Source organism: Amycolatopsis sp. NPDC058340, from assembly GCF_042723975.1.
Lineage (GTDB): Bacteria > Actinomycetota > Actinomycetes > Mycobacteriales > Pseudonocardiaceae > Amycolatopsis.
Window position 1 is genome coordinate 92,781 of the sequence record NZ_JBHXIB010000007.1, and the last position, 21,141, is coordinate 113,921.

Genomic DNA, 21,141 nt, shown 5'->3' on the forward strand with positions numbered 1-21,141 from the left:
CGACCCCCCCGTTCTTGTGTGGGGCTCGCTGGTACAACCCCCCCCCCGCCACTCACGACCATCTGGGACCGATCCGGCGGTTTCGCGTGACTGTCCGGACGACACGCGTGTCCAGACGGACGACACGCGTGATCCGATGGACGACATGCGTGACGGGATGAACGGCATGCGCACTGCAGGGTCCCGTCGCGAGTCGTCCGCCGGATCACGCGTGCCGTCCGCTCCGTCACGCGTGCCGTCCACCTGGTCACGTGAGACCGCCGGTCTCGTGAGTGTTCAGGACGGTTCTAACCGTCCTGAACACTCACGAGGAACCGGAGCGGCGCCGCCAGGTGCGATAGCTCCACTCCAGGAACCGTTCCACCCCGCGCACCACATGGGCGCTGCGGATCGAGGGGAAGACGTCGAAAGCGTGCTGCGCGCCGGAGATCTCCGCGTACGCGACCGCATGCTGGGACTTGTCCCGCAGGCGCCGCACGAATTCGCGTGCCTCGCCCACCGGCACCAGCGAGTCGTGGACGCCGTGGATGACGAAGAACGGCGGCGTGTCCTCGGTGATGCGGTCGAGCGGGGACGCCGCGATGTAGTCGTCGAGGAAGTTCACCGGATCCCGGTCCGCCTCGAAGACATGGCGGGCGATCAGCGTCTTCAGCCGGGTCTGGCTGGAGCGCCGTCCGCTGGTCGCGGCGAAGTCGTACACGCCGTAGTGCGGGGCGCACGCCTGGATGCTCGTGTCGGCTTCGGTGAAGCCGGGCTGCAGCGCCGGGTCGTTGGCGGTCAAGGCCAGCAGCGCGGCGAGATGCCCGCCCGCGGATCCGCCGGTGACGGCGACGAAGGACGGGTCGCCGCCGTAGCTCTCGGCGTTGTCCCGGATCCAGGCCAGCGCGCGTTTCGCGGCGACGATATGCGCGGGCCAGCGCGCGGCGGGGGAGAGCGGGTAGTTGATCGCGACGCAGATCCAGCCGCGTTTGGCCATATGCAGCATCAGCGGCAGACCCTGCTGGTCCTTGTTGCCGATCACCCAGGCGCCACCGTGCACCTGGAGCAGGATCGGCGCGCCGGTGACCGGTTCTCGCGGGGCGTACACATCGAGCAGGAACCGTTTCCCGCCGGGCGCGTAGGCGATGTTCCGGGTCCGCCGGACCTCGGGGTCGCGCATGCGGAACGGCATGGCCAGCTGGCCCCACGGCGTCGCGAGGTCGGTCGGGCTCGGCGGGTGTTCGAGTTCGTCGGCGTACGCCTCGCCGATGCCCTCGGTCAGCGCGGTCTCGATCTCGTCGCGGGCCCGCTGGGACTGCGCGATCAGCGTGCCGAGCCCGGCCGCCGACGCCGCCGCGAGGGCGAGCCCCGCCTTGCTCGACCCGCCGCGGTGCCGGGCGACATGCGCCGCCGCGTCGGCCGCGGTGAGCGCGAGAAGATGCGGGGCGAGCTCCCCGGTGAGCCAGCCCGCGAAGAACGCCGGGACCGCCGTCCGGGCACCTCTCGGCGGCTTCAGCGCGTTCGCGGTGAGCGCGAGCTGGAGTGCCTGGCGGACGACGAAACTCGGCTGCATGGCCACCGATCCTACCGCCGGGTGACCGCCTAGAACGGGTTGCAAAGTTCACTTAAGGTGATTCTTATGCAGAGATTGAGTGGTCTGGACGCGAGTTTTCTGTACCTGGAGACACCCGCCCAGGTACTGCACGTGTGCGGGCTGCTCACCTTGGACGGTTCGACCATGCCCGGCGGCTACGATTTCGAGCGTTTCAAGGAGAAACTGGCCGAACGGGTCGAGCTGATCCCGGCGTTCCGGCGCAAGCTGCACAATCCACTCTGGAATCTGGCGCATCCGGTCTGGGTGGAGGACGAGGACTTCGACCTCGAGGCCCACGTGCACCGCATCGGCGTACCCGCGCCCGGTGACCGGCGGGAACTGGCCGGGCTCTGCGCCCATATCGCGGGACAGCGGCTGGACCGGGCGCAGCCGCTGTGGCAGTTGTACGTCATCGAAGGCCTGGCCGACGGCGGGATCGCGGTCCTGCTGAAGATGCACCACGCCAGCGTCGACGGGGTCGGCGGCGCCAGCCTGATCGCCTCCCTCGCCGGGCTCGAACCGGACGCCCCGCCGCCGGAGATCGCGCAGGACGAACGCCGCAACGCGGACGTTCCCGGCAGGCGCGCGCTGTTCGGCGCCGGGCTGACGTCGTTCGCGAAACGCCCGGTCGAGGTGGTGAAGCTACTCCCCGGCCTGGTCGAACTCGTGCCGAGATGGCTGGGCAAAGCGTTGCAGGGCAAGGGAATGCCGGTCCCGTTCACGGCGCCGCGGACGTCGTTCAACGGAACGATCACCGCGCACCGCAGCGTCGCCTACGCGTCTCTCGACCTCGACGACGTCAAACGGGTCAAGAACGCCTTCGGGGTGACCGTCAACGACGTCGTCCTCGCCGTGGTGGCCGGCGCGCTGCGCCAGTTCCTGCGGGATCGGGGCGAGCTGCCGGAAGATCCGCTGGTGGCGACCGTTCCGGTGTCGGTGCACGGACGCACCGAGCGCGAGCACGGGACCAACAAGGTCTCGGCCTTCTTCGCGTCCCTGCCCACCCATCTGGAGGATCCCGCCGCGCGCGTGTTCATGCTCGCGGAGTCGAACCGGCTGTCCAAAGACCATCATCACGACATCGACGCGGACATGCTCCAGGACTGGGCGCAGTTCTCCGCGGCGACCATGTTCGGGCTCGCGGTCCGCGCGTATTCCGCGCTGCGCCTGGCGGAACGGCATCCGGTGGTGCACAACCTGGTGGTCTCCAATGTGCCCGGGCCGCCGATGCCGCTGTTCCTGCTGGGCTGCCGGATCACCGGGCTGTACCCGCTCGGCCCGGTGTTCCACGGCGCCGGGCTCAACATCACCGTCCTGTCGAACGCAGGCCGGGTCGACGTCGGCCTGCTCGGCGCCCGTGAACTCACCGGGGAGCTGTGGCCGCTCGCCGACCACTTCGCCGACGCGCTCGCGGAACTGCTCAAGGCCACCTCCTAGATCCTCCCCCTTGCCGTCGCGGCTCCTTCCGGATAAGACTAGAACAGGTTTCAATATTGTGCCCGTTCGCCCCGGTGAGGAGCCAGTGTGGACTTCCAGTTCGACGAGACGCAGACCGAGGTCACCGCGCTGGCCGCGCGCGTGCTCGGCAAGGAGCGTGAGCCCGAGGACACGTGGCGCGCGCTGGCCGACGCCGGTCTGCTCGCGCTGGCGCTGCCCGCCGAACTCGGCGGCGACGGTCTCGGTGTCGCCGAAGTCGCCTTGGTGCTGACCGAACTCGGCCGCGTCGCCTCGACGGCGCCCGCGCTGGCGTCGCTGGCCTTCGGTGTGCTGCCGGTCACCGCGCTCGGCGGGCCGGATCAGCGTTCGGCGCTGCTCCCGCCGGTCGCCGCGGGCGAATCCGTGCTCACCGCCGCGCTGCACGAACCGTCCGCGCCGTTCACCACCCGGCCCGCGGCCGTCGCGGAATCGGCGGGGGACTGGCGGCTGAGCGGGCTCAAGGTCGGCGTGCCGTTCGCGGCGGAGGCGACCCGGATCCTGACGCCGGCCTCGCTGCCCGGCGGCACCGGCGTCTTCCTCGTCGATCCGCGCGCGGACGGCGTGACCCTGACCCCGACAAGAACCTCTTCCGGCACACCGGACTACACGATGACGCTGGACTCGGTGACCGTCACCGAGGCCGATCTCCTCAACGGGCACGGCCCCGGCGAATCGATCGCGACGTTGCACCGGTTCGCGCTCGCGGGCGCCGTGGCGTTCGGCGACGGGCTGCTCGCCGGCGCGCTCGCGCTGACCACGAAACACGTCGGCGAACGGGAACAGTTCGGGCGCCCGCTGGCGGCGTTCCAGGCGGTGGCGCAACAGATCGCGGATGTCTACGTCGCTTCGAGGACGGTCCAGCTTGCCGCCAGGTCGGCGGTCTGGCGGCTCGCGGCGGGGCTCGACGCCGGCGCGGAACTCGACATCGCGGCCTACTGGCTGGCGGAGGAGGCGCCCGCGGCGCTGGCCGTCTGTCATCACCTGCACGGCGGGATCGGCGTGGACGAAACGTATCCGCTGCACCGGTTCTCGTCGGCGGTCAAGGATCTGGGACGAACGCTCGGCGGCGCCTCGCATCGGCTGGCCGGTCTGGGCGAACTGGTGGCGGGGTGAACCGATGCTGATCGAACTGACCGCGGCGCAACACGAGTTGCGCTCCGAACTGCGCAAGTACTTCGCCGGGCTGGTGAGCGCCGACGAACGGCGCGCGATGCTGCGGGAGCGGCACGGGCCGGTGTACCGCGAGATCGTGCGCCGGATGGGCCGGGACGGCTGGTTGGGTGTCGGCTGGCCGGAACGGTACGGCGGACGGGGTTTCGGCGAGATCGAGCAGCATATCTTCGTCGACGAGGCCGCCCGTGCCGACGTCCAGCTGCCGTCGGTGACCTTGCAGACCGTCGGCCCCACGTTGCAGGCGTTCGGCACCGAGGAGCAGAAATCCCTGTTCCTGCCCAAGATCCTCGCGGGCGAGGTGCATTTCGCCATCGGCTACACCGAACCCGAGGCGGGAACGGACCTCGCGGCTTTACGCACCACGGCGGTGCGCGAAGGGGACGAGTACATCGTCAACGGCCAGAAGATCTTCACCACCGGCGGGCACGACGCCGACTACCTCTGGCTGGCCGTGCGCACCGATCCCGGCGCGCCCCGGCACAAAGGGATCTCGATCCTCATCATGGACACCCGCGATCCGGGCTATTCGTGGACGCCGATCATCACCTGCGACGGCGCCCACCACGTGAACGCCACCTACTACTCGGATGTCCGGGTGCCCGCGAACATGCTGGTGGGCAAGGAGAACGAGGGCTGGCGACTGATCACCACCCAGCTGAACCACGAACGCGTCATGCTCGGCCCCGCCGGGCGGATCGGTGGTCTCCACGACCGCGTCCGTGAGTGGGCGGCGTCGCGGAAGACCCCGGACGGCACACCGTTGCTCCAGCTGCCCGACGTCCGCGCCGTCCTCGCCGAAACCCTGGCGACCGCCCGGATCAACGAACTGCTGAACTGGCAGGTCGCGGCGTCGTCGGCGACCGGGCCGGTGGCGGTCGCCGACGCGTCGGCGACCAAGATCGTCGGCTCCGAGCGTATCCAGCGGCTGACCAGGAAACTGGAGGAGATCGTGGCGCGACACGGCGATCAGGCCGACGCCGAAACCGCGGAACTGGCGCGGTGGCTGGACGTGGTGGCCAAACGCAATCTGGTGCTGACCTTCGGCGGCGGCGTCAGCGAGATCCAGCGCGAGCTGATCGCCACCGCCGGGCTCGGCTTGCCGAGGGTGCCGCGATGAGCATCCAGGAAGCGGCCGAACGTATCGCCGCGCGCGGGGAATCCGCGCCGAGGTCCGCGCGTGACGCGGTCAACCAGGCGATGGTGAACAACTGGGTCGAAGCCATCGGAGACCGCAATCCGGTGTACGTCGACGAGGATTTCGCCGCCGCGAGTGTCCACAAGGGACTCGTCGCCCCGCCCGCGATGGCGCAGGTGTGGACGATGGGCGGGCTGCATTGGACGCGGGCGTCGGACGATCCGCTCGGCGCGATGATGGAGGTGCTCGACGAGGCCGGGTTCACCTCGGTCGTCGCGACGAACTCCGAGCAGAACTACTTCCGGTATCTGCGGCACGGCGAACGCGTCGCCGCGACCGCGAAACTCGAAAGCGTCGTCGGACCCAAACGCACCGCGCTCGGCGAAGGCTGGTTCGTGACGACGAAGACCACCTGGTACGTCGGCGACGAGGCCGTCGCGGACATGGTGTTCCGGGTGCTGAAGTTCCGTCCGCCGGGCGCCGAACCCGCCAAGGCGGCCGCGCCCGTGCTGCGGCCGGTGATCAGCAAGGACACCGAGTTCTTCTGGTCGGGCCTGCGGGACGGGGAACTGCGGATCCAGCGGTGGGGCGAGACCCTGCGGCATCCGCCCGGACCCATGCCACCGGACGGTGACTTCGACGCCAAGCCGGACTACGTCGTCGCCTCCGGACGTGGAACGGTCTACAGCTATGTGGTGCACCACCATCCGAAGGTCCCCGGCAAGGACCTGCCGTTCGTGGTCGCGCTCGTCGAACTGGAGGAGGGTGTCCGGGTGATGGGCGAGCTGCTCGACGCCGATCCCGGGTCCGTCCACATCGGACTCCCGGTGGAGGTCGCGTTCGTGAAGATCGACGACGAACTGACGTTACCCGCTTGGAGGGTCGCGCGATGAAGGATTGTTCGGTCGGCACCGAGCTGCCGCCGCTGACGATCGAGGCCACCCCGACCTTCGTGGTGAGCACCGCGCTGGCGACCCGGGATTTCCAGGACGTCCACCACGATCGCGACGCCGCCGTCCAGCGCGGTTCGAAGGACATCTTCCTCAACATCCTCACCGACACCGGACTGGTCCAACGGTTCGTGACCGACTGGGCCGGCCCGGAGGCGTTCGTGAGGTCGATCAAGATCCGGCTCGGCGTGCCCTGTTACGCCTACGACACGCTGACCTTCACCGGCCGGGTCACGGAACGGGACGGTGACGACGTCGTGATCGCAGTGTCCGGTGTGGACAGTCTCGGAGAGCATGTGGTTGGCACCGTGGCGATCACGTTGGGAGGCGAGTGATGACCCTCTCCGGACGGGCGGCCATCGCCGGGATCGGCGCGACGGAGTTCTCGAAGGATTCCGGGCGCAGTGAGCTGCGGCTGGCGGCGGAAGCGGTGTCGAGCGCGCTGAAGGACGCCGGGCTCACTCCGTCCGATGTGGACGGTCTGGTGTCGTTCACCATGGACGGCAACAGTGAGATCGCCGTCGCACGGGAGCTCGGCATCCCCGAACTCAAGTTCTTCAGCCGGATCCACTACGGCGGCGGGGCCGCGGCCGCGACCGTGCAACAGGCCGCGATGGCCGTCGCGACCGGGGTCGCCGACGTCGTCGTCGCGTACCGGGCGTTCAACGAACGGTCCGGCATGCGGTTCGGTCAGGTGTCCTCGGCCGCGGCGGGGCAGGTGAACTCGTCCGGCGTCGACAACGCGTTCCATTACCCGATGGGCATCGCGACCCCGGCCGCGACCGTCGCCATGCTCGCCCGGCGCTACATGCACGAGTACGGCGCGACCAGCGAGGACTTCGGCCGGGTGGCCGTCGTCGACCGCGCCCGCGCGGCGACCAACCCCAAGGCGTGGTTCTACGGCAAGCCGATCACGCTCGAAGAGCATCAGGCCTCCCGCTGGGTGGCCGAACCGTTGCATCTGCTGGACTGCTGCCAGGAGAGCGACGGCGGGGTCGCCCTGGTGATCGTCGGCGCCGAGCGGGCACGAGATCTGCCGCACCGGCCCGCCGTGATCGCGGCGGCCGCGCAGGGGAGCGGGCCGGACCAGTACGTGATGACCAGCTACTACCGAGACGATCTCCCGGCACTGCCCGAGATGGGGGTGGTGGGACGGCAGCTGTGGGAGCAGTCCGGGCTGGGCCCCGGCGACATGGACCTCGCCGTGCTGTACGACCACTTCACCCCTTATGTCCTGATGCAGCTGGAAGAACTCGGCTTCTGCGGGAAAGGGGAGGCCAAGGACTTCATCGGCGGCGGCACCCTGGAGCTCGACGGGAAGCTCCCGCTCAATCCGCACGGCGGGCAGCTGGGGGAGGCCTACATCCACGGGATGAACGGGATCGCCGAAGGTGTCCGGCAGCTCCGGGGCGACGCCGTCAACCAGGTCGACGGGGCGTCGCGGGTGCTGGTGACCGCCGGCACCGGCGTACCCACGAGCGGATTGGTCCTGACCGCGGGCTGACATCACCTCAATGCCCGATGGTGTACTAGAGCGGTACCTGCCACGGTGAAGGGGTTGCCGGCCGGGAGGTGCCATGTCTGGACCAATCGTCGTCGCGTGGACCCTGACCGCGGTGTTCGCCGCGCTCGTCCTGCCCTGCGTGCTGAGACTCGTCCGCTTGGACTACGGCAGGCAGGGCGCGGCGGTCCGCAACGGCGACCTGGCCGAACTGCTGCTCGTCGTCGCCATGGTCGCGATGCTGTCCCCGGTGGGTGGCCCGATCCCCGCGGCGGGCTGGCAGGCGGTGCTGGCGCTGACCGCCGGCTGGTTCGCCGTCTCGTGGTGGAAGGGGCGCCGGTCGGGGCACGCTTCGTGCGGGCATCACGCCGTCTCCGCCGCCGCGATGCTGTTCATGGTGACGTTCATGCCGCACAGTGACGTCACCCACGGCCCGTGGCTGGTGATGTCCGGCCCCGGCGGCACTTCGGCGTTGTGGCTTTCGCTGATCTTCGGCGCCGTGGCCGCGTATTTCGCGGCGGACGCCGTGCGCGCCGGGGTGCTGGCGGCGCGGGGCGCGTCGGCCTCCGGTCAGACGTCGCGGCGGGTGTGCCGGGTGATCATGGGGCTCGGCATGGGCTACATGCTGCTGGGCGCGGCGGTGTAGCGTCCTTCGGCTCAGGCGAGCGGCACGCGCCGCACGACACCGGCCTCGGCGGCGCCCGCGTCGGGAAGACCGTCGGCCGGGTTCTCCGCGGCCCACTTGCGGGCGTCGGCGATGTCCTTGTTGAGCGCGACGATCAGCGCCTCCGACGATGGGTACGCCTCCTGCTCGCGCAGGTGGTGGCCCAGCCAGACGGTCAGCACCTCGCCGTAGAGGTCGCCGCTGAAGTCCAGCAGGTGCGCCTCGACGAGCCGGTAGCCGTCCGCGCCGTAGTAGGTCGGACGCCTGCCGACCGAGACCGCGGCCGCGATCCGGGTGCCGTCGGCGCGTTCGGCCCAGCCCGCCCACACTCCGTCGCCGACCTGGCCGTCTTGGTCGCGCAGCGCGATGTTGGCGGTCGGGAAACCCAGTTCCCTGCCCCGCTGATCGCCCTTCTCCACCTGGCCACGGACCACGAAGTACTCCGTCGTCATGCCGCTCCCGTCGCTGCCGTCACGAGAGCCATGAATACCATGCCTCGCGGCCGGGGTCGACCGCCGTTCACGTCGCGAGAGTGTCCACTGTGTACTGAATCACCGGATCACGTCGTGACGAGCCGGTAGCCAAGGTCGAGTTCCGTCCGGCCGAGCAGGCCGACGTGGTGCCGGTGCCAGTGCCCGTCCGCGAGATCGGCGCGCAGCCGCTCGACCGCCGCCGCGACGACGTTCTGGTCCAGCAGGGCCACCCCGGACATCCCCGCGCGCACGCGCTCGGACAGATAGGCCTCCGGCCTGCGCCAATACGCGCCGAGGAATCCGTCGACACAGTCCGACGGCACCGGCAGCGGGGCCACCGCGGGTGCCTGGCCCGCCGCGGTCAGTTCTTCGACGACCCGGTCGAGGCAGGCCAGCCTGCTCTCGTGCTCGGCGATCTCCGGCAGGTAGTCGCGCACCAGCCAGAACCGCGCGAACACCGCCTGGTCCCAGGTCACGATCACCTGGCGGCGGGAGACGCGCCGCAACTCGGCCAGCCCGGCGGTCACGTCCGTCCAGTGGTGCACGGTGAGCACCGCCAGCGCGACGTCGAAGGCGCCGTCGGCGAAGGGCAGCCCTTCCGCGCACGCCTGGACGGCGGGGGCGGCGGTGGACGGTCGCTGCGCGATCATCCGCCGCGACGGCTCGACGGCCACCACGTCGCGGTCTTCCGGCTCGTACGATCCGGCTCCGGCCCCGACGTTGACCACCGAGCGCGCGTCACCGAGGGCCGCGCTGATGGCGGCGGCGACGCGGGGATCCGGCCGTCTCGATCGCGCGTAGTCCCGGCCGAGTTCGGCATACGGGTCCGAGATCAAGGGGCGCACTCGGTCGAGTCTAGCCAGGTCCGCTACCTGCGGGAACGATGATTCAGTCTGTCGTGGTCAAGAAAGTGTCGGAAAGGACCGGTGCCTCGTCCCGGTCCGGTGCCGTGGTGGTGATCAACAGACCGGCGGGCTCGCGCCAGACCCGGGTCCGCAGCGGCTCGCCGGGGAAGACGACGCCGGCGAACTTGGCCGAGAACGACGCGACGCGGGCGGCGTCGCCGTCGAGGAACGCGTCGGTGACCGCCTTCGCGATGACGCCGTACGTGCACAGTCCGTGCAGGATCGGCTTGTCGAACCCGGCCGCCGCGGCGAACCCGGGATCGGCGTGCAGGGGGTTGCGGTCCCCGCAGAGCCGGTAGAGCAGCGCCTGTTGCGGCAGCGTCGGTGTGTCGATGACGGCGTCCGGCTCCCGCGTCGGAAGCTCGACGCGGTCGGACGGGCCGCGTTCGCCGCCGAAACCTCCTTCGCCACGGGCGAAGATACTCGACCGCAGTGTCCACAATGGAGTGCCGTCCGAATCGGTGGCGACCGTCTCGTTCACGATCACGGCCGCCTTGCCCTTGTCGAAGACGTCGACGATCCGCGTGCGCGCCACCGCCTTGCCCGAGACCGGGATGGGCCGGTGCGCGATCACCTCCTGTTTGCCGTGCAACACCTTCCCGAGGTCGACCTCGACGCCGGGGAACGAAACCGCGGGCGGCTCGAACACGCGCAGGTTCGCCGCCACGGTGGCGAACGTCGGCAGCACCTGGAGGCCGTCTTCGTAGGTGTAGCGCAGTTCGCGCGGGCTCATCGGGTCCGCGCCGGCACCCAGCGCCAGGTGGTAGAGCTGCACGTCGGACGCGGTCCAGGCGAAACTCACCTCGCCGAGGTCGGCGCCGATCGCGACCGAAGGATCGATGGGCACGGGGCATCTCCTACTCGTAGGTGACGGTGACCTCGTCGGTCAGCGGCAGGGACTGGCACGCCAGCACGATGCCTTCGGCGATGTCGTCGCCGTCGAGGACCTCGTTGTTCAGCATCTTCACCTCGCCGGAGGTGATCCGGCAGGCGCACGCGCTGCACTGGCCCTCGCGGCACGAGTACGGCGCGTCGAAACCCTTTTCCAGCAACAGGTCCAGTAGTTTCGTCCGGCGTGGCCAGGTGAGCTTCTTCGTCTCGCCGTCGAGGGTGACCTCGACCGACGCCGGGGTCTCGGCCTCTTCGACGGCGACGGGTTCGGCCACCTCGAACGGGTTCCCGCCCAGGGACAGGAACCGTTCCAGGTGGATCCGCTTGCGCGGCAGCCCGAGCTCCTTGAGCACCGTGCGCGCCGCGTCCATGAACGGCCCCGGCCCGCAGATGAACGCCTCGTGCGCGGTGTACGGCGCCACCAGCGCACGCAGATGCGCCTCCGTCGGCAGTCCCTGCAGGCTCTCCAGCCAGTGCACGACGACCAGCCGGTCCTGGTGTCGAGCGGCCAGGTCCGCCAGCTCCCCGGCGAAGATCACCGATCGCTCGTCGCGGTTCGCGTACAGCAGCACCACCTTGCCGGTGCCGTGCTCCAGCGCGGATTTGAGGATCGACATCACCGGCGTGATCCCGCTGCCGCCCGCGAGCAGCAGGAAGTCCTCGTCGAGAGACGCGGGGCTGAACACCCCGGCCGGAGGGAGGACCTGGACCTCTTGCCCCGCTTGGAGGTGGTCGCACAGCCAGTTCGACCCGTAGCCGTCGGCCGTGCGCTTGACGGTGACCTGCACCCGGCCCTCGTGCGGCGCGCTGGAGAGCGAGTAGCAGCGGGCCACCGACCCGGTCCGGTCGCTCGGCACGCGCAGGGTGAGGAACTGCCCTGGGGTGTAAGCGAAAACGGAGGCATGCTCGGCCGGGATCTCGAACACGATCGAGCGCGCGTCGGGCGTCTCGGTGATCACCTCGGCCACGGTCACGGTGACGGGACCGCTCATTCGGGCACCTCCAGCAGGCCGTCCTTCAACGCGGCGTCGATGCTGTCGCTGAGATTGCCGCAGGTGTCGAGCAACGCGGTCTGCGCGCCGGCAGCCTTCTGCTCGGCGAACACCGGGCAGCTCCGGGACGCGTCACTCGTCCATTGGATGCTGGTGTGCTGCATGCTGTTCTTCTTGACCAGTACGCAGGTCCCGCACGAGCGGCAGGTCAGCGGCCGCAGCCCGGCGGTGAGGAATTCGACGGTCTCGGGCTTCACACCCCGGCCTCTTCCGCCTGCTGCCGCGCCAGGTTGTCGGCCACCTCCGCCGCCCAGACCTCGTTGGCGCGGCTGGTGTCCACTTCGAACTCGAACCGCCGCGTCATGTCTTCGGTGACGTCGGCCGCGTCCACGTAGAACTGGTCGTACCAGCGGCGCAGCTGGTACACCGGCCCGTCCTCCTCGCACAGCAACGGGTTGTCGATCCGGGTCTTGTTCCGCCAGATCTCGACGTCCTGCAGGAAGCCGACGCCGATGCTCTTGGCGAACTTCCCGGCGATCTTGTCCGCGTGCTCGTCCGAGACGCCCTCGAACTTCTTCACGCTCACGCCCCACTGCAGCACGAACGAGTTCTCGGTGACCGGGTAGTGGCAGTTGATCAGCACGTTCTCGATCTCGAAACCCTGATACGTGTTGAGCAGCTTGTTGATCATGTACGACGGGCCGAAGTACGAGGCCTCGGACCGCAGCAGGTTCTCCTCGCCGCCGTAGTTGGACGCCATCCCCTTGTCCGGGCGGCCCTTCGTGTTCAGGTACTGCGTGGCGACATGCCCCTCGAACACGTTCTTGAAGTAGGTCGGGAAGGCGTAGTGGATGTAGAAGAAATGCGCCATGTCGACCATGTTGTCGATGATCTCGCGGCAGTTGGAGCCCTCGATGAGCACCGAGTCCCAGGTCCAGTTGCTCCACTCGCCGGTGAAGATGCCCTCGATCCGCGGGATGACGACGTCTTCGGGCGGCGGGTTGCCCTCCGGGTCGTGCCAGACGAACAGCTGCTTGTTCTCCTCCAGCACCTGCCACGACTTCGTGCGCGCCCGCAGTGGAACCCGTTTGGCGTAGGGGATCGACACGCATTTGCCGTTGCCGTTCCAGCGCCAGTCGTGGAACGGGCAGGCGATCTCGTCGCCCTTGACCTCGCCCTGGGTGAGGTCGCCGCCCATGTGGCGGCAGTACCCGTCGAGCACGTTCAGCTTGCCGGACGAATCGGCGAAGACCACCAGTTTCGTCCCGAACGCGGTGATGGCGTGCGGTTTCCCGTCGCGGAACGTCTCGGCGAGGCCGAGGCAGTGCCACCCGCGCGCGAACCGCGAAGGGGGTGCGCCCGCGTCGATCTGCCGTACGGATTCCGTCGTCATCGGCTGCCTCCCGCTTTGGTGTGATCTTGCTGCGCGAGGTGCTCGGCCGCAAGGTAGCCGAACACCATCGCCGGGCCGATCGTCGCGCCGGGGCCCGCGTAGGTGCGGCCCATCACCGCCGCGCTCGTGTTGCCGGCCGCGTAAAGCCCGTCGATGACCGACCCGTCCTCGCGCAGGACGCGCGCGTGCGGGTCGATCCTCAATCCGCCCTTGGTGCCCAGGTCGCCGGGCACGATCTTCACCGCGTAGTACGGCGCGACGTCCAGCGGGCCCAGACTCGGGTTGGGTTTGTTCCGCGGGTCGCCGTAGTAGTGGTCGTACGCGCTGCGCCCGCGGTGGAAGTCCTCGTCCACGCCGCTTTTCGCGAAGCCGTTGAACCGGCGCACGGTGTTCTCCAGCGCTTCGGCCGGGACTTCGATCCGCTCGGCGAGTTTCGCGATGGTGCTCGCTTTGACCGCGATGCCCGCTTTGAACCAGCGGCCGGGCAGCGGCTGGCGCGGCCCGAGGCCGGTGAACATGTACCGGTTGCGGTTGCGCTGGTCGAACACCAGCCAGGTCGGGATGTTCTCGCCGGGTCCGTCCCCGTCCCCGTACATCGCGTGCACGGCCTCGACGTAGGGCGCCGACTCGTTGACGAAGCGCTCGCCTCGCGCGTTGACCATCAGGCAACCCGGCCGCGAGCGCTCGGCGAGCGCGAACCACGGGCCGCCGGTGAGCGGGATGGACGGGCCCCACCAGGCGTCGTCCATCAGGTCGGCGGCCGCGCCGAGTTTGAGTCCGGCGTCGATGGCGTCGCCGGTGTTGGCCTCGGCGCCGACGGTCCATTCCGTGCCGATGGGCGCCCGCTGGTACTTGACCCGCATCTCCTCGTTGCGCTCGAAGCCACCCGCGCCGAGGACGACGCCGAGCCGCGCGCGGATCAGCTTGTCCTCACCCTCGTGGCGGACGACGACGCCGGTCACCCGGTCGCCTTCGCTCTCCAGATCCACCAGGGGAGTGTTCAGCCAGACGGGCACGTCCGCCCGTCGAAGTCCTTCGCGCAGCCCGGCCGCAAGCGCTTGCCCCATGGAAAGAAGCCGCTGACGGCGGATCCGGCCGGCGAGCCAGCGCCCGCCGAGACTCAGTACACGGAGGATGCCGCGCGGATGCCGGGCGAGCAGGCTCAGCCACCGGTAGTCCGCCTGGGTGATCGGAGCGCCCAGCGGGGGAGCGCTGTACGGCGGCTCCAGATTCGCCAGTTCCGGTCCGAGCAGGTTGCCGTCGAGCGCGGCCGGTTCGACCGAGCGTCCGCCGGCGCGCCCACCGGGAGCCTCCGGGTGGTAGTCCGAGTAGCCGCGGACCCAGCGGAAGCGCAACGGCGTCTTGTCGCAGACGAACGACAGGACCTCGGGGCCGCGGTCGAGGAAGGCCGACCGGAGTTCGGCGGGGACCACGTCACCGACGATCGCTTCGAGGTATTCGCGCGCCCGCTCCGGGGGTTCGGAGATCCCGGCCGCCCGCAGCGCGTGGTTGCCGGGGATCCAGACGCCGCCGCCGGAGCGCGCGGTGGAGCCGCCGAAGTGGGCGGCCTTCTCCACGACCAGGACCTCGAGTCCCCGGTGGGCTGCGGACAGTGCGGCGGTCATCCCGGCGGCACCACTGCCGACCACGATCACGTCGTACTCCATACGCCCCTCACCTGAAACACGTTGTAGGAAGCATGTAGCAGCATCCGCGCTGCTCCAGTCACCATAGACGAGAACGTGTTCTAGTTCTAGGGTGGGGCCATGGACTCCCTCGTCGCGGATGTGGTGATCGTGGGTTTCGGTGCGGCCGGCGCCTGTGCGGCGATCGAGGCCGCCGATGCCGGCGCCCGGGTGCTGGTGCTGGACCGCTTCTCCGGCGGTGGCGCGAGCGCGGTCAGTGGTGGTGTCGTCTACGCCGGGGGCGGGACGGCGCAGCAGCGGGACGCGGGCGTCGACGACAGTGTCGACGCGATGTACGACTACCTGCGGCTGGAGGTCGGTGACGTCGTCTCCGAGGAGACCCTGCGGCGTTTCTGCGCGGGCAGTACGGAGATGATCTCCTGGCTGGAAGGCAACGGCGTGCCGTTCGAGGGCAGTCTGTGCCCGTACAAGACGTCGTATCCGAGCGACAAGCACTATCTGTACTACTCGGGCAGCGAGGCGGCGGGCGGTTTCCGCGACGCGGCCAAGCCGGCGCCGCGCGGGCATCGCGTCAAGGGGCCTGGCACTTCCGGGAAACTGCTGATGAAGCGGCTCATGGAGGCCGTCCGGAGCCGCGGGATCCAGGTGCTGCCGCAGACCGCCGCGCGGAACCTGATCATGGCCGCCGACGGGACCGTGACCGGCGTCGTCGTGTCCACTCTGCGGGACGCTCCCGCTCGCGTGCGGGCCGCGCACCGGAGGCTGTCGGCGTATGCCGCCAAACCGGGGATTTACGTGCCCTCGCTGCGGAAGTCGCTGCACCGGCGGGCGGAGCGGATCGAACGCCGCTATGGTCGTGAGCTGCGGATTTCCGCGACGCGCGGGGTCGTTCTCGCGGCGGGCGGGTTCATCGCGAACCGCGAGATGGTGCGCGAGCACGCGCCCGCCTATCGCGGCGGGCTGGCGCTCGGGACCTCCGCGGACGACGGGTCCGGTATCCGGATGGGCGTCGAAGCGGGCGGGGCCACCGCCGAACTCGGGCGGATCTCCGCCTGGCGGTTCATCACCCCGCCATCGGCGTTCCTCGGCGGCCTGCTCGTGGACAAAGCGGGCGGCCGCATCATCGACGAATCCCGGTATGGCGCGGCGGTCGGCGAGCGCATGATCACCGAACACGAAGGGCGGGGCTGGCTGCTGGTCGACGACGCCATCGTCCAGGAGGTCAAACGGGACGCGCGCGGGCAAAGCCAATGGTTCCAAGGACTTCAGGTGCGGTATCTGCTGCGGCAGCGGGTCGTCGCCGGTTCGCTCGACGAGGTCGCGCGCAAGGCGGGTGTCGATCCGGGCGGGCTGGCCGCCAGTGTCGAGGCCGCGCGTTCCGGCGCGGATCCGACCGGGAAACCCGCGGAATTCGCGCGACCGCTGGATCGGGCGCCGTATTCGCTGATCGACGTCTCGATCAAGCCGAACCTGGGCTATCCCTGCCCGATGCTGACGCTGGGCGGCCTGGTCGTGGACGAGGAGACCGGTGCCGTCCGGTCCGGTTCCGGTGTCCCCATTCGTGGTCTGTACGCGGCGGGCCGGACCGCGGTGGGAATCTGTTCTAGGTCCTACGTGAGCGGCCTGTCGCTGGCCGACTGCGTGTTTTCCGGTCGGCGTGCCGGACTGCACAGTGCCCTCGACCGGGGATCGGTCGACAAAAACGAGAACGTGTTCTAGTCTTGGATCCGGTTCACGGAGTATGGCGAGAGAGGGAACGCATATGAGCGAGCACGCCGCGCAGGACGTGATCGCGGGGATCCGGGAGCTGCTGCCGGTCCTGCGGGAACGGGCGCAGGAGGCGGAGGACGCCAGGCGCGTTCCCGAGGAGTCCGTCAAATCCCTGCAGGAGACCGGGTTCTTCAAGATGCTGCAGCCGAAGACGTTCGGTGGCATCGAAGCCGACCCGGTGAGCTTCTACACCGCGGTCAAACTCGTCGCGAGCGCGTGCGGGTCCACCGGCTGGGTCGCCTCCATCCTCGGCGTCCACCCGTGGCACCTCGGCCTGTTCGAGGCGCAGGCGCAGCAGGACGTCTGGGGAGACGACACGGACGTCCGCATCTCGTCGTCGTACGCGCCGATGGGCAAGGCGGACGTCGTCGACGGCGGCTACCGGCTCAGCGGGCGCTGGAGTTTCTCCTCCGGCTGCGACCACGCGACCTGGGTGCTGCTGGGCGGGCCGACGTTCAAGGACGGGAAACCCGTCGACTTCTGCACCTACCTGGTGCCGATCTCCGACTACACGATCGAAGACGTCTGGGACACCGTGGGCCTGCGCGGCACCGGGTCCAACGACATCATCGTGAACGACGTGTTCGTCCCGAGCCACCGCGCGCTCAGCTTCATCGCGACGTCGAAGTGCAAGACACCCGGGCAGGAGATCAACCCCGGACCGCTGTACAAACTCCCCTATGGTTCGGTGCATCCGAGCACGATCACCGCGCCGATCATCGGGATGGCGCAAGGCGCGTACGACGCGCACGTCGAGTACCAGGGCAAGCGGGTCCGCGCGGCGTACGCGGGCGAACAGTCCAAAGAGGACCCGTTCGCGAAGGTGCGGATCGCCGAGGCGGCCAGCGAGATCGACGCGGCCTGGCTCCAGCTGACGCACAACATCGACGAGCTGTACCAGCTGGCGTGCAAGGGGGAGAAGCTCCCGTTCCCCACCCGGCTGCGGGTCCGCCGCGACCAGGTCCGCGGCACGGAACGCGCGATCTTCGCCATCGACCGGCTTTTCGAGAACTCCGGCGGCCGCGCGTTGCAGGCCGGAACCCCGATCCAGCGGTTCTGGCGCGACGCCCACGCCGGCCGGGTGCACGCGGCGAACGACGCCGAACGCGCCTACGTCATGTTCGGAACCGGCGCCTTCGGGCTGCCCGTCGAGAATGCGATGGTCTGATGACCGAAGGAAAGTACGCCACCGTCCGCGCCGGTGAACAAGAGGGCGGACTTAAGCTGCACTACCACGAGGCCGGTGCGGAACATCCGGAGACAGTGATCCTGCTGCACGGTGGCGGGCCCGGGGCGTCGGCGTGGAGCAACTTCGGCCGCAACCTCCCGGTGTTCGGCAAGAACTACCGGACGCTGGCCATCGATCAACCCGGGTTCGGCCGGTCGGACAAACCGACCGAGCATCCGCAGTACTTCCGTCACAGCGCGGATGCCGTGGCCGGGCTGATGGACGAACTCGGTATCGAGCGGGCGCATTTCGTCGGGAACTCGCTCGGCGGCGGGACTTCCGTGCGGCTCGCGCTCAACCATCCGAAGCGGGCCGGACGGCTCGTCCTGATGGGGCCGGGTGGCCTGAGCGTGAACCTGTTCGCGCCCGATCCCACCGAGGGCATCAAGAACCTCGGCCGGTTCAGCGCCCCGCCGGGGCCGAGCCGCGAGAAGCTCGAAGCGTTCCTGCGCGTCATGGTGCACGACCAGTCGCTGATCACCGACGAACTGATCGACGAGCGGTTCGCCGCCGCGAGCGCGCCGGAGTCGCTGGCCGCGATGAAGGCGATGGGCAAGTCGTTCGCCCAGCCCGACACCTACGAAGAGGGCATGCTGTGGCGCGAGGCGCATCGCCTGCGTCAGCGCGTGCTGCTCATCTGGGGCCGGGAAGACCGGGTGAATCCGCTCGACGGCGCGCTGCTCGCGCTCAAGACGATCCCGCGTGCCCAGCTGCACGTGTTCGGCGGCTGCGGGCACTGGGCGCAGCTGGAGAAGTTCGACGAATTCAACCGGCTGGCACTCGACTTCCTGGGAGCCTCCTGATGGGTATCCGCTCGCTCGCCTACCTCCGCATCGAAGCCACGGACATGGCCGCGTGGCGCGAATACGGGCTGAAGGTCCTCGGCATGGTCGAGGGTTCCGGCACGAACCCGGATGCGCTCTACCTGCGGATGGACGATTTCCCGGCGCGGCTGGTGATCTTCCCCGGTGAGCGCGACCGGCTCGCCGTCGCGGGCTGGGAGGTCGCCAACGCCGGAGAACTCGACGAGATCCGGGCGTCACTCGACGCGCACTCGGTGCCGTACAAGGAAGGCACACCGGATCAGCTGGCCGATCGCCGGGTCGATGGTCTTGTGTCCTTTGAGGACCCTTCCGGCAACACGCTCGAAGTGTTCCACGGTGTCGCGCTGCAACATCGGCGCGTGGTGAGCCCGTACGGGCACAAGTTCGTGACCGGTGAACAAGGGCTCGGGCACGTCGTCCTGTCCACTCACGACGATGACGCTTCCTTACGGTTCTATCGCGACGTGCTCGGGTTCCGGCTGCGGGACTCGATGAAACTGCCACCGCAGATGGTCGGCAGGCCGGCCGACGGCGCTCCGGCGTGGCTACGGTTCTTCGGCTGCAACCCGCGTCACCACAGTCTCGCGTTCCTCCCGATGCCGACACCGAGCGGCATCGTGCACCTCATGGTCGAAGTGGAGAACACCGACGACGTCGGCCTCTGCCTCGACCGGGCCATCCGCCGGAAGGTGCCGATGTCGGCGACCCTCGGGCGGCACGTCAACGATCTGATGCTCTCGTTCTACATGAAGACCCCCGGCGGCTTCGACGTCGAATACGGCTGCGAGGGGCGTCAAGTGGACGACGAGAGCTGGATCGCCCGAGAGAGTACGGCGGTTTCCTTGTGGGGACACGACTTTTCAGTCGGCGCCCGCCCGCCGGGGCAGTCGTGACCCCGGTGACGGACCTCGGCGCGGACATCGATCCGGCACGCTTCCGCACGGTGCTCGGGCATTTCTGCACCGGTGTCGCGGTGGTGACCGGGCACGACGGCACGGCACCGGTGGGTTTCGCGTGCCAGTCGTTCGCGGCGCTTTCGCTCGCGCCGCCGCTGGTGCTTTTCTGCCCTGCCAAGACTTCCCGGACGTGGGCGGTGCTCGCCGAGTCCGGCCGGTTCGCCGTCAACGTGCTCGCCGAGGACCAGCAAGAGGTCAGTGCGGTGTTCGGCGCGCGGGGCGCGGACAAGTTCGCGTCCGTCGACTGGACCCCCGCCCCGTCCGGATCCCCTTTGCTGACCGGGGCTCTGACGTGGATCGACTGCACGCTGGAAGCCGTGCACGAGGCGGGGGACCATTACGTCGTCGTCGGCCGGGTCACCGCGCTCGGGGAACCGTCCGACGATCGTCCGCTGCTGTTCCACCGAGGGCGGTACACGGTGACCGAGCCGGTGACGGACGCGCTCGCCGCGCTCATGCCCTGGCCGCGTCCCGACGATTGGCTCTGATCGGCTCGCCGGCGTCGTGGAGGCTGCGCAACGCGAGCGAGTACGACTTGATGAGCCCGGTCTCGTGATACGGGACGCCGATCTCGTCGCAGTAGCGCTGGACGATGGGCCGGGCGCGGCGCAGGTGCGGCGACGGCATGCTCGGGAACAGATGGTGCTCGATCTGGTAGTTGAGCCCGCCCAGCGCGACGTCGACGACCCGGCCACCGCGGACGTTGCGTGACGTGAGCACCTGCTTGCGGAGGAAGTCGAGCTCGGTGTCACCGGACAGGATCGGCATGCCCTTGTGGTTGGGGGCGAAGATCGATCCCATGTAGACACCCCACAGTGCTTTGTGGACGATGAAGAAGACGAGCGCCTTGCCGGGGGAGAGGACCACGAGCAGCGCGCTGAAGTAGAGCGCGAAATGTGTCAGCAGCAAGGCCGCTTCGAGGCCGCGCCGTCGCAGACCCGGCTTCCACACCGCGCGGATCCCGGAGAAGTGCAGGTTCAGGCCTTCGAGAGTGAGCAACGGGAAGAACAGGAACGCCTGGTAGCGGCCGATGAACCGGGGGAGCCCCTTGCTGGCCCGCGCCTGGTCCTTCGACCACACGAGGATGTCCGGATCGACGTCGGGATCGAGATCCTCGTGGTTCGGGTTCGCGTGGTGGCGGGTGTGTTTGTCCATCCACCAGCCGTAGCTCATGCCGACCCCGAGATTGCCCGCGATCCGGCCGGCGATCTCGCTCGGGCGGCGGGTGCGGAACACCTGGCGGTGCGCGAGATCGTGGGACAGCAACGCGATCTGGCCGAACATCACCGCCTGGAACACGGCGATCCCCAGCTGCCACCAGGAATCCCCGATCGCGAAGAAGGCGATCCAGCCGCCGGCGAAAAGGGTGGCGACCAGGCCGATGCGGAAGACGTAGTAGCCGGGACGGCGGTCGAGGAGGCCCGCTTCGCTGACGCGGCGGGACAGGCGGGCGAAATCGCTGCCTGTGCGGAGGTTTGCGGTCACCGTTGTGAGTCTGGTTCGGAGCGGGGACGGGGTGAATGCGGTGCGCCGGTGGGTTGGTGCGGGGGTTGGCCCTACCCCGGGGCCGTGAAGTGGCATCTGCGGGGCG

Annotated in this window: 21 protein-coding genes; 12 read left to right on the forward strand and 9 right to left on the reverse strand. The window is 69.3% G+C overall.

Annotated elements, in window-relative coordinates:
* Positions 1-304: 304 nt before the first annotated feature.
* Positions 305-1,552, reverse strand: a complete 1,248-nt coding sequence (locus ACFWIW_RS11795) for an alpha/beta hydrolase fold domain-containing protein (RefSeq protein ID WP_378368412.1) — start codon at positions 1,550-1,552, stop codon at positions 305-307.
* 66 nt (positions 1,553-1,618) lie between these two features.
* On the opposite strand from ACFWIW_RS11795, the gene ACFWIW_RS11800 reads away from it, so the two are divergent.
* From ACFWIW_RS11800 to ACFWIW_RS11830, 7 genes are all read left to right on the forward strand, one after another.
* Entirely contained in the window at positions 1,619-3,010 is a 1,392-nt protein-coding gene (locus ACFWIW_RS11800; protein WP_378368413.1) for a wax ester/triacylglycerol synthase family O-acyltransferase, read from the forward strand.
* Positions 3,011-3,097: 87 nt separating this feature from the next.
* Positions 3,098-4,162: an acyl-CoA dehydrogenase family protein gene (locus ACFWIW_RS11805; protein WP_378368414.1), complete on the forward strand. Its 1,065-nt coding sequence runs from the start codon at positions 3,098-3,100 to the stop codon at positions 4,160-4,162.
* A gap of 4 nt (positions 4,163-4,166) precedes the next feature.
* Complete coding sequence (locus tag ACFWIW_RS11810; RefSeq protein ID WP_378368415.1) at positions 4,167-5,339, forward strand: acyl-CoA dehydrogenase family protein; 1,173 nt, start codon at positions 4,167-4,169, stop codon at positions 5,337-5,339.
* The gene (locus ACFWIW_RS11815; protein ID WP_378368416.1) at positions 5,336-6,250 is read left to right on the forward strand and encodes a bifunctional MaoC family dehydratase N-terminal/OB-fold nucleic acid binding domain-containing protein; all 915 of its coding nucleotides are present in this window, start codon (positions 5,336-5,338) and stop codon (positions 6,248-6,250) included. Before ACFWIW_RS11810 ends, ACFWIW_RS11815 begins: the two co-directional genes overlap by 4 nt.
* Positions 6,247-6,642, forward strand: a complete 396-nt coding sequence (locus ACFWIW_RS11820) for a MaoC family dehydratase (RefSeq protein WP_037343547.1) — start codon at positions 6,247-6,249, stop codon at positions 6,640-6,642. Before ACFWIW_RS11815 ends, ACFWIW_RS11820 begins: the two co-directional genes overlap by 4 nt.
* Complete coding sequence (locus ACFWIW_RS11825; protein WP_378368417.1) at positions 6,642-7,811, forward strand: lipid-transfer protein; 1,170 nt, start codon at positions 6,642-6,644, stop codon at positions 7,809-7,811. Before ACFWIW_RS11820 ends, ACFWIW_RS11825 begins: the two co-directional genes overlap by 1 nt.
* A 73-nt stretch (positions 7,812-7,884) precedes the next feature.
* Positions 7,885-8,454 (forward strand): DUF5134 domain-containing protein, encoded by a 570-nt coding sequence (locus ACFWIW_RS11830; protein WP_378368418.1) that lies wholly within the window; start codon positions 7,885-7,887, stop codon positions 8,452-8,454.
* Positions 8,455-8,465: 11 nt separating this feature from the next.
* Here the strand turns inward: ACFWIW_RS11830 and ACFWIW_RS11835 are convergent, their stop codons facing one another.
* The 7 genes from ACFWIW_RS11835 to kstD form a co-directional block, all read right to left on the reverse strand.
* Positions 8,466-8,924, reverse strand: a complete 459-nt coding sequence (locus tag ACFWIW_RS11835; protein WP_378368419.1) for a riboflavin kinase — start codon at positions 8,922-8,924, stop codon at positions 8,466-8,468.
* A 107-nt stretch (positions 8,925-9,031) separates the two neighbouring features.
* On the reverse strand, positions 9,032-9,781 hold the full coding sequence (locus ACFWIW_RS11840; protein WP_378368540.1) for a class I SAM-dependent methyltransferase: 750 nt from the start codon (positions 9,779-9,781) through the stop codon (positions 9,032-9,034).
* Positions 9,782-9,833: 52 nt separating this feature from the next.
* Positions 9,834-10,697 carry a MaoC/PaaZ C-terminal domain-containing protein gene (locus ACFWIW_RS11845; protein ID WP_378368420.1) on the reverse strand — a complete coding sequence of 288 codons (864 nt, stop codon included), beginning with the start codon at positions 10,695-10,697 and terminating at the stop codon, positions 9,834-9,836.
* A gap of 10 nt (positions 10,698-10,707) precedes the next feature.
* Positions 10,708-11,733 carry a 2Fe-2S iron-sulfur cluster-binding protein gene (locus tag ACFWIW_RS11850; protein ID WP_378368421.1) on the reverse strand — a complete coding sequence of 342 codons (1,026 nt, stop codon included), beginning with the start codon at positions 11,731-11,733 and terminating at the stop codon, positions 10,708-10,710.
* Complete coding sequence (locus ACFWIW_RS11855) at positions 11,730-11,990, reverse strand: hypothetical protein (protein WP_378368422.1); 261 nt, start codon at positions 11,988-11,990, stop codon at positions 11,730-11,732. The genes ACFWIW_RS11850 and ACFWIW_RS11855 overlap by 4 nt, the downstream gene beginning before the upstream one ends.
* Entirely contained in the window at positions 11,987-13,126 is a 1,140-nt protein-coding gene (locus ACFWIW_RS11860; protein ID WP_378368423.1) for a Rieske 2Fe-2S domain-containing protein, read from the reverse strand. Before ACFWIW_RS11860 ends, ACFWIW_RS11855 begins: the two co-directional genes overlap by 4 nt.
* Positions 13,123-14,793, reverse strand: coding sequence for a 3-oxosteroid 1-dehydrogenase (gene kstD / locus ACFWIW_RS11865; RefSeq protein ID WP_378368424.1), 1,671 nt, complete (start codon positions 14,791-14,793; stop codon positions 13,123-13,125). The genes ACFWIW_RS11860 and kstD overlap by 4 nt, the downstream gene beginning before the upstream one ends.
* A 99-nt stretch (positions 14,794-14,892) precedes the next feature.
* On the opposite strand from kstD, the gene ACFWIW_RS11870 reads away from it, so the two are divergent.
* From ACFWIW_RS11870 to hsaB, 5 genes are read left to right on the forward strand one after another with little or no spacing between them, the layout of a single operon-like run.
* A complete protein-coding gene (locus tag ACFWIW_RS11870) occupies positions 14,893-16,491 on the forward strand; it encodes an FAD-binding protein (protein WP_378368425.1) in 1,599 nt (532 codons plus the stop codon).
* A gap of 43 nt (positions 16,492-16,534) precedes the next feature.
* Positions 16,535-17,710, forward strand: a complete 1,176-nt coding sequence (gene hsaA, locus ACFWIW_RS11875; RefSeq protein WP_378368426.1) for a 3-hydroxy-9,10-secoandrosta-1,3,5(10)-triene-9,17-dione monooxygenase oxygenase subunit — start codon at positions 16,535-16,537, stop codon at positions 17,708-17,710.
* Positions 17,710-18,573 (forward strand): 4,5:9,10-diseco-3-hydroxy-5,9,17-trioxoandrosta-1(10),2-diene-4-oate hydrolase, encoded by an 864-nt coding sequence (hsaD, locus tag ACFWIW_RS11880; protein ID WP_378368427.1) that lies wholly within the window; start codon positions 17,710-17,712, stop codon positions 18,571-18,573. The genes hsaA and hsaD overlap by 1 nt, the downstream gene beginning before the upstream one ends.
* A complete protein-coding gene (gene hsaC, locus ACFWIW_RS11885) occupies positions 18,573-19,487 on the forward strand; it encodes an iron-dependent extradiol dioxygenase HsaC (protein ID WP_378368428.1) in 915 nt (304 codons plus the stop codon). Before hsaD ends, hsaC begins: the two co-directional genes overlap by 1 nt.
* The gene (gene hsaB / locus ACFWIW_RS11890; protein ID WP_378368429.1) at positions 19,484-20,038 is read left to right on the forward strand and encodes a 3-hydroxy-9,10-secoandrosta-1,3,5(10)-triene-9,17-dione monooxygenase reductase subunit; all 555 of its coding nucleotides are present in this window, start codon (positions 19,484-19,486) and stop codon (positions 20,036-20,038) included. Before hsaC ends, hsaB begins: the two co-directional genes overlap by 4 nt.
* Here the strand turns inward: hsaB and ACFWIW_RS11895 are convergent.
* Positions 20,004-21,035: a fatty acid desaturase family protein gene (locus ACFWIW_RS11895; protein WP_378368430.1), complete on the reverse strand. Its 1,032-nt coding sequence runs from the start codon at positions 21,033-21,035 to the stop codon at positions 20,004-20,006. The two genes, hsaB and ACFWIW_RS11895, sit on opposite strands and share 35 nt — an antisense overlap.
* Positions 21,036-21,141 lie beyond the last annotated feature (106 nt).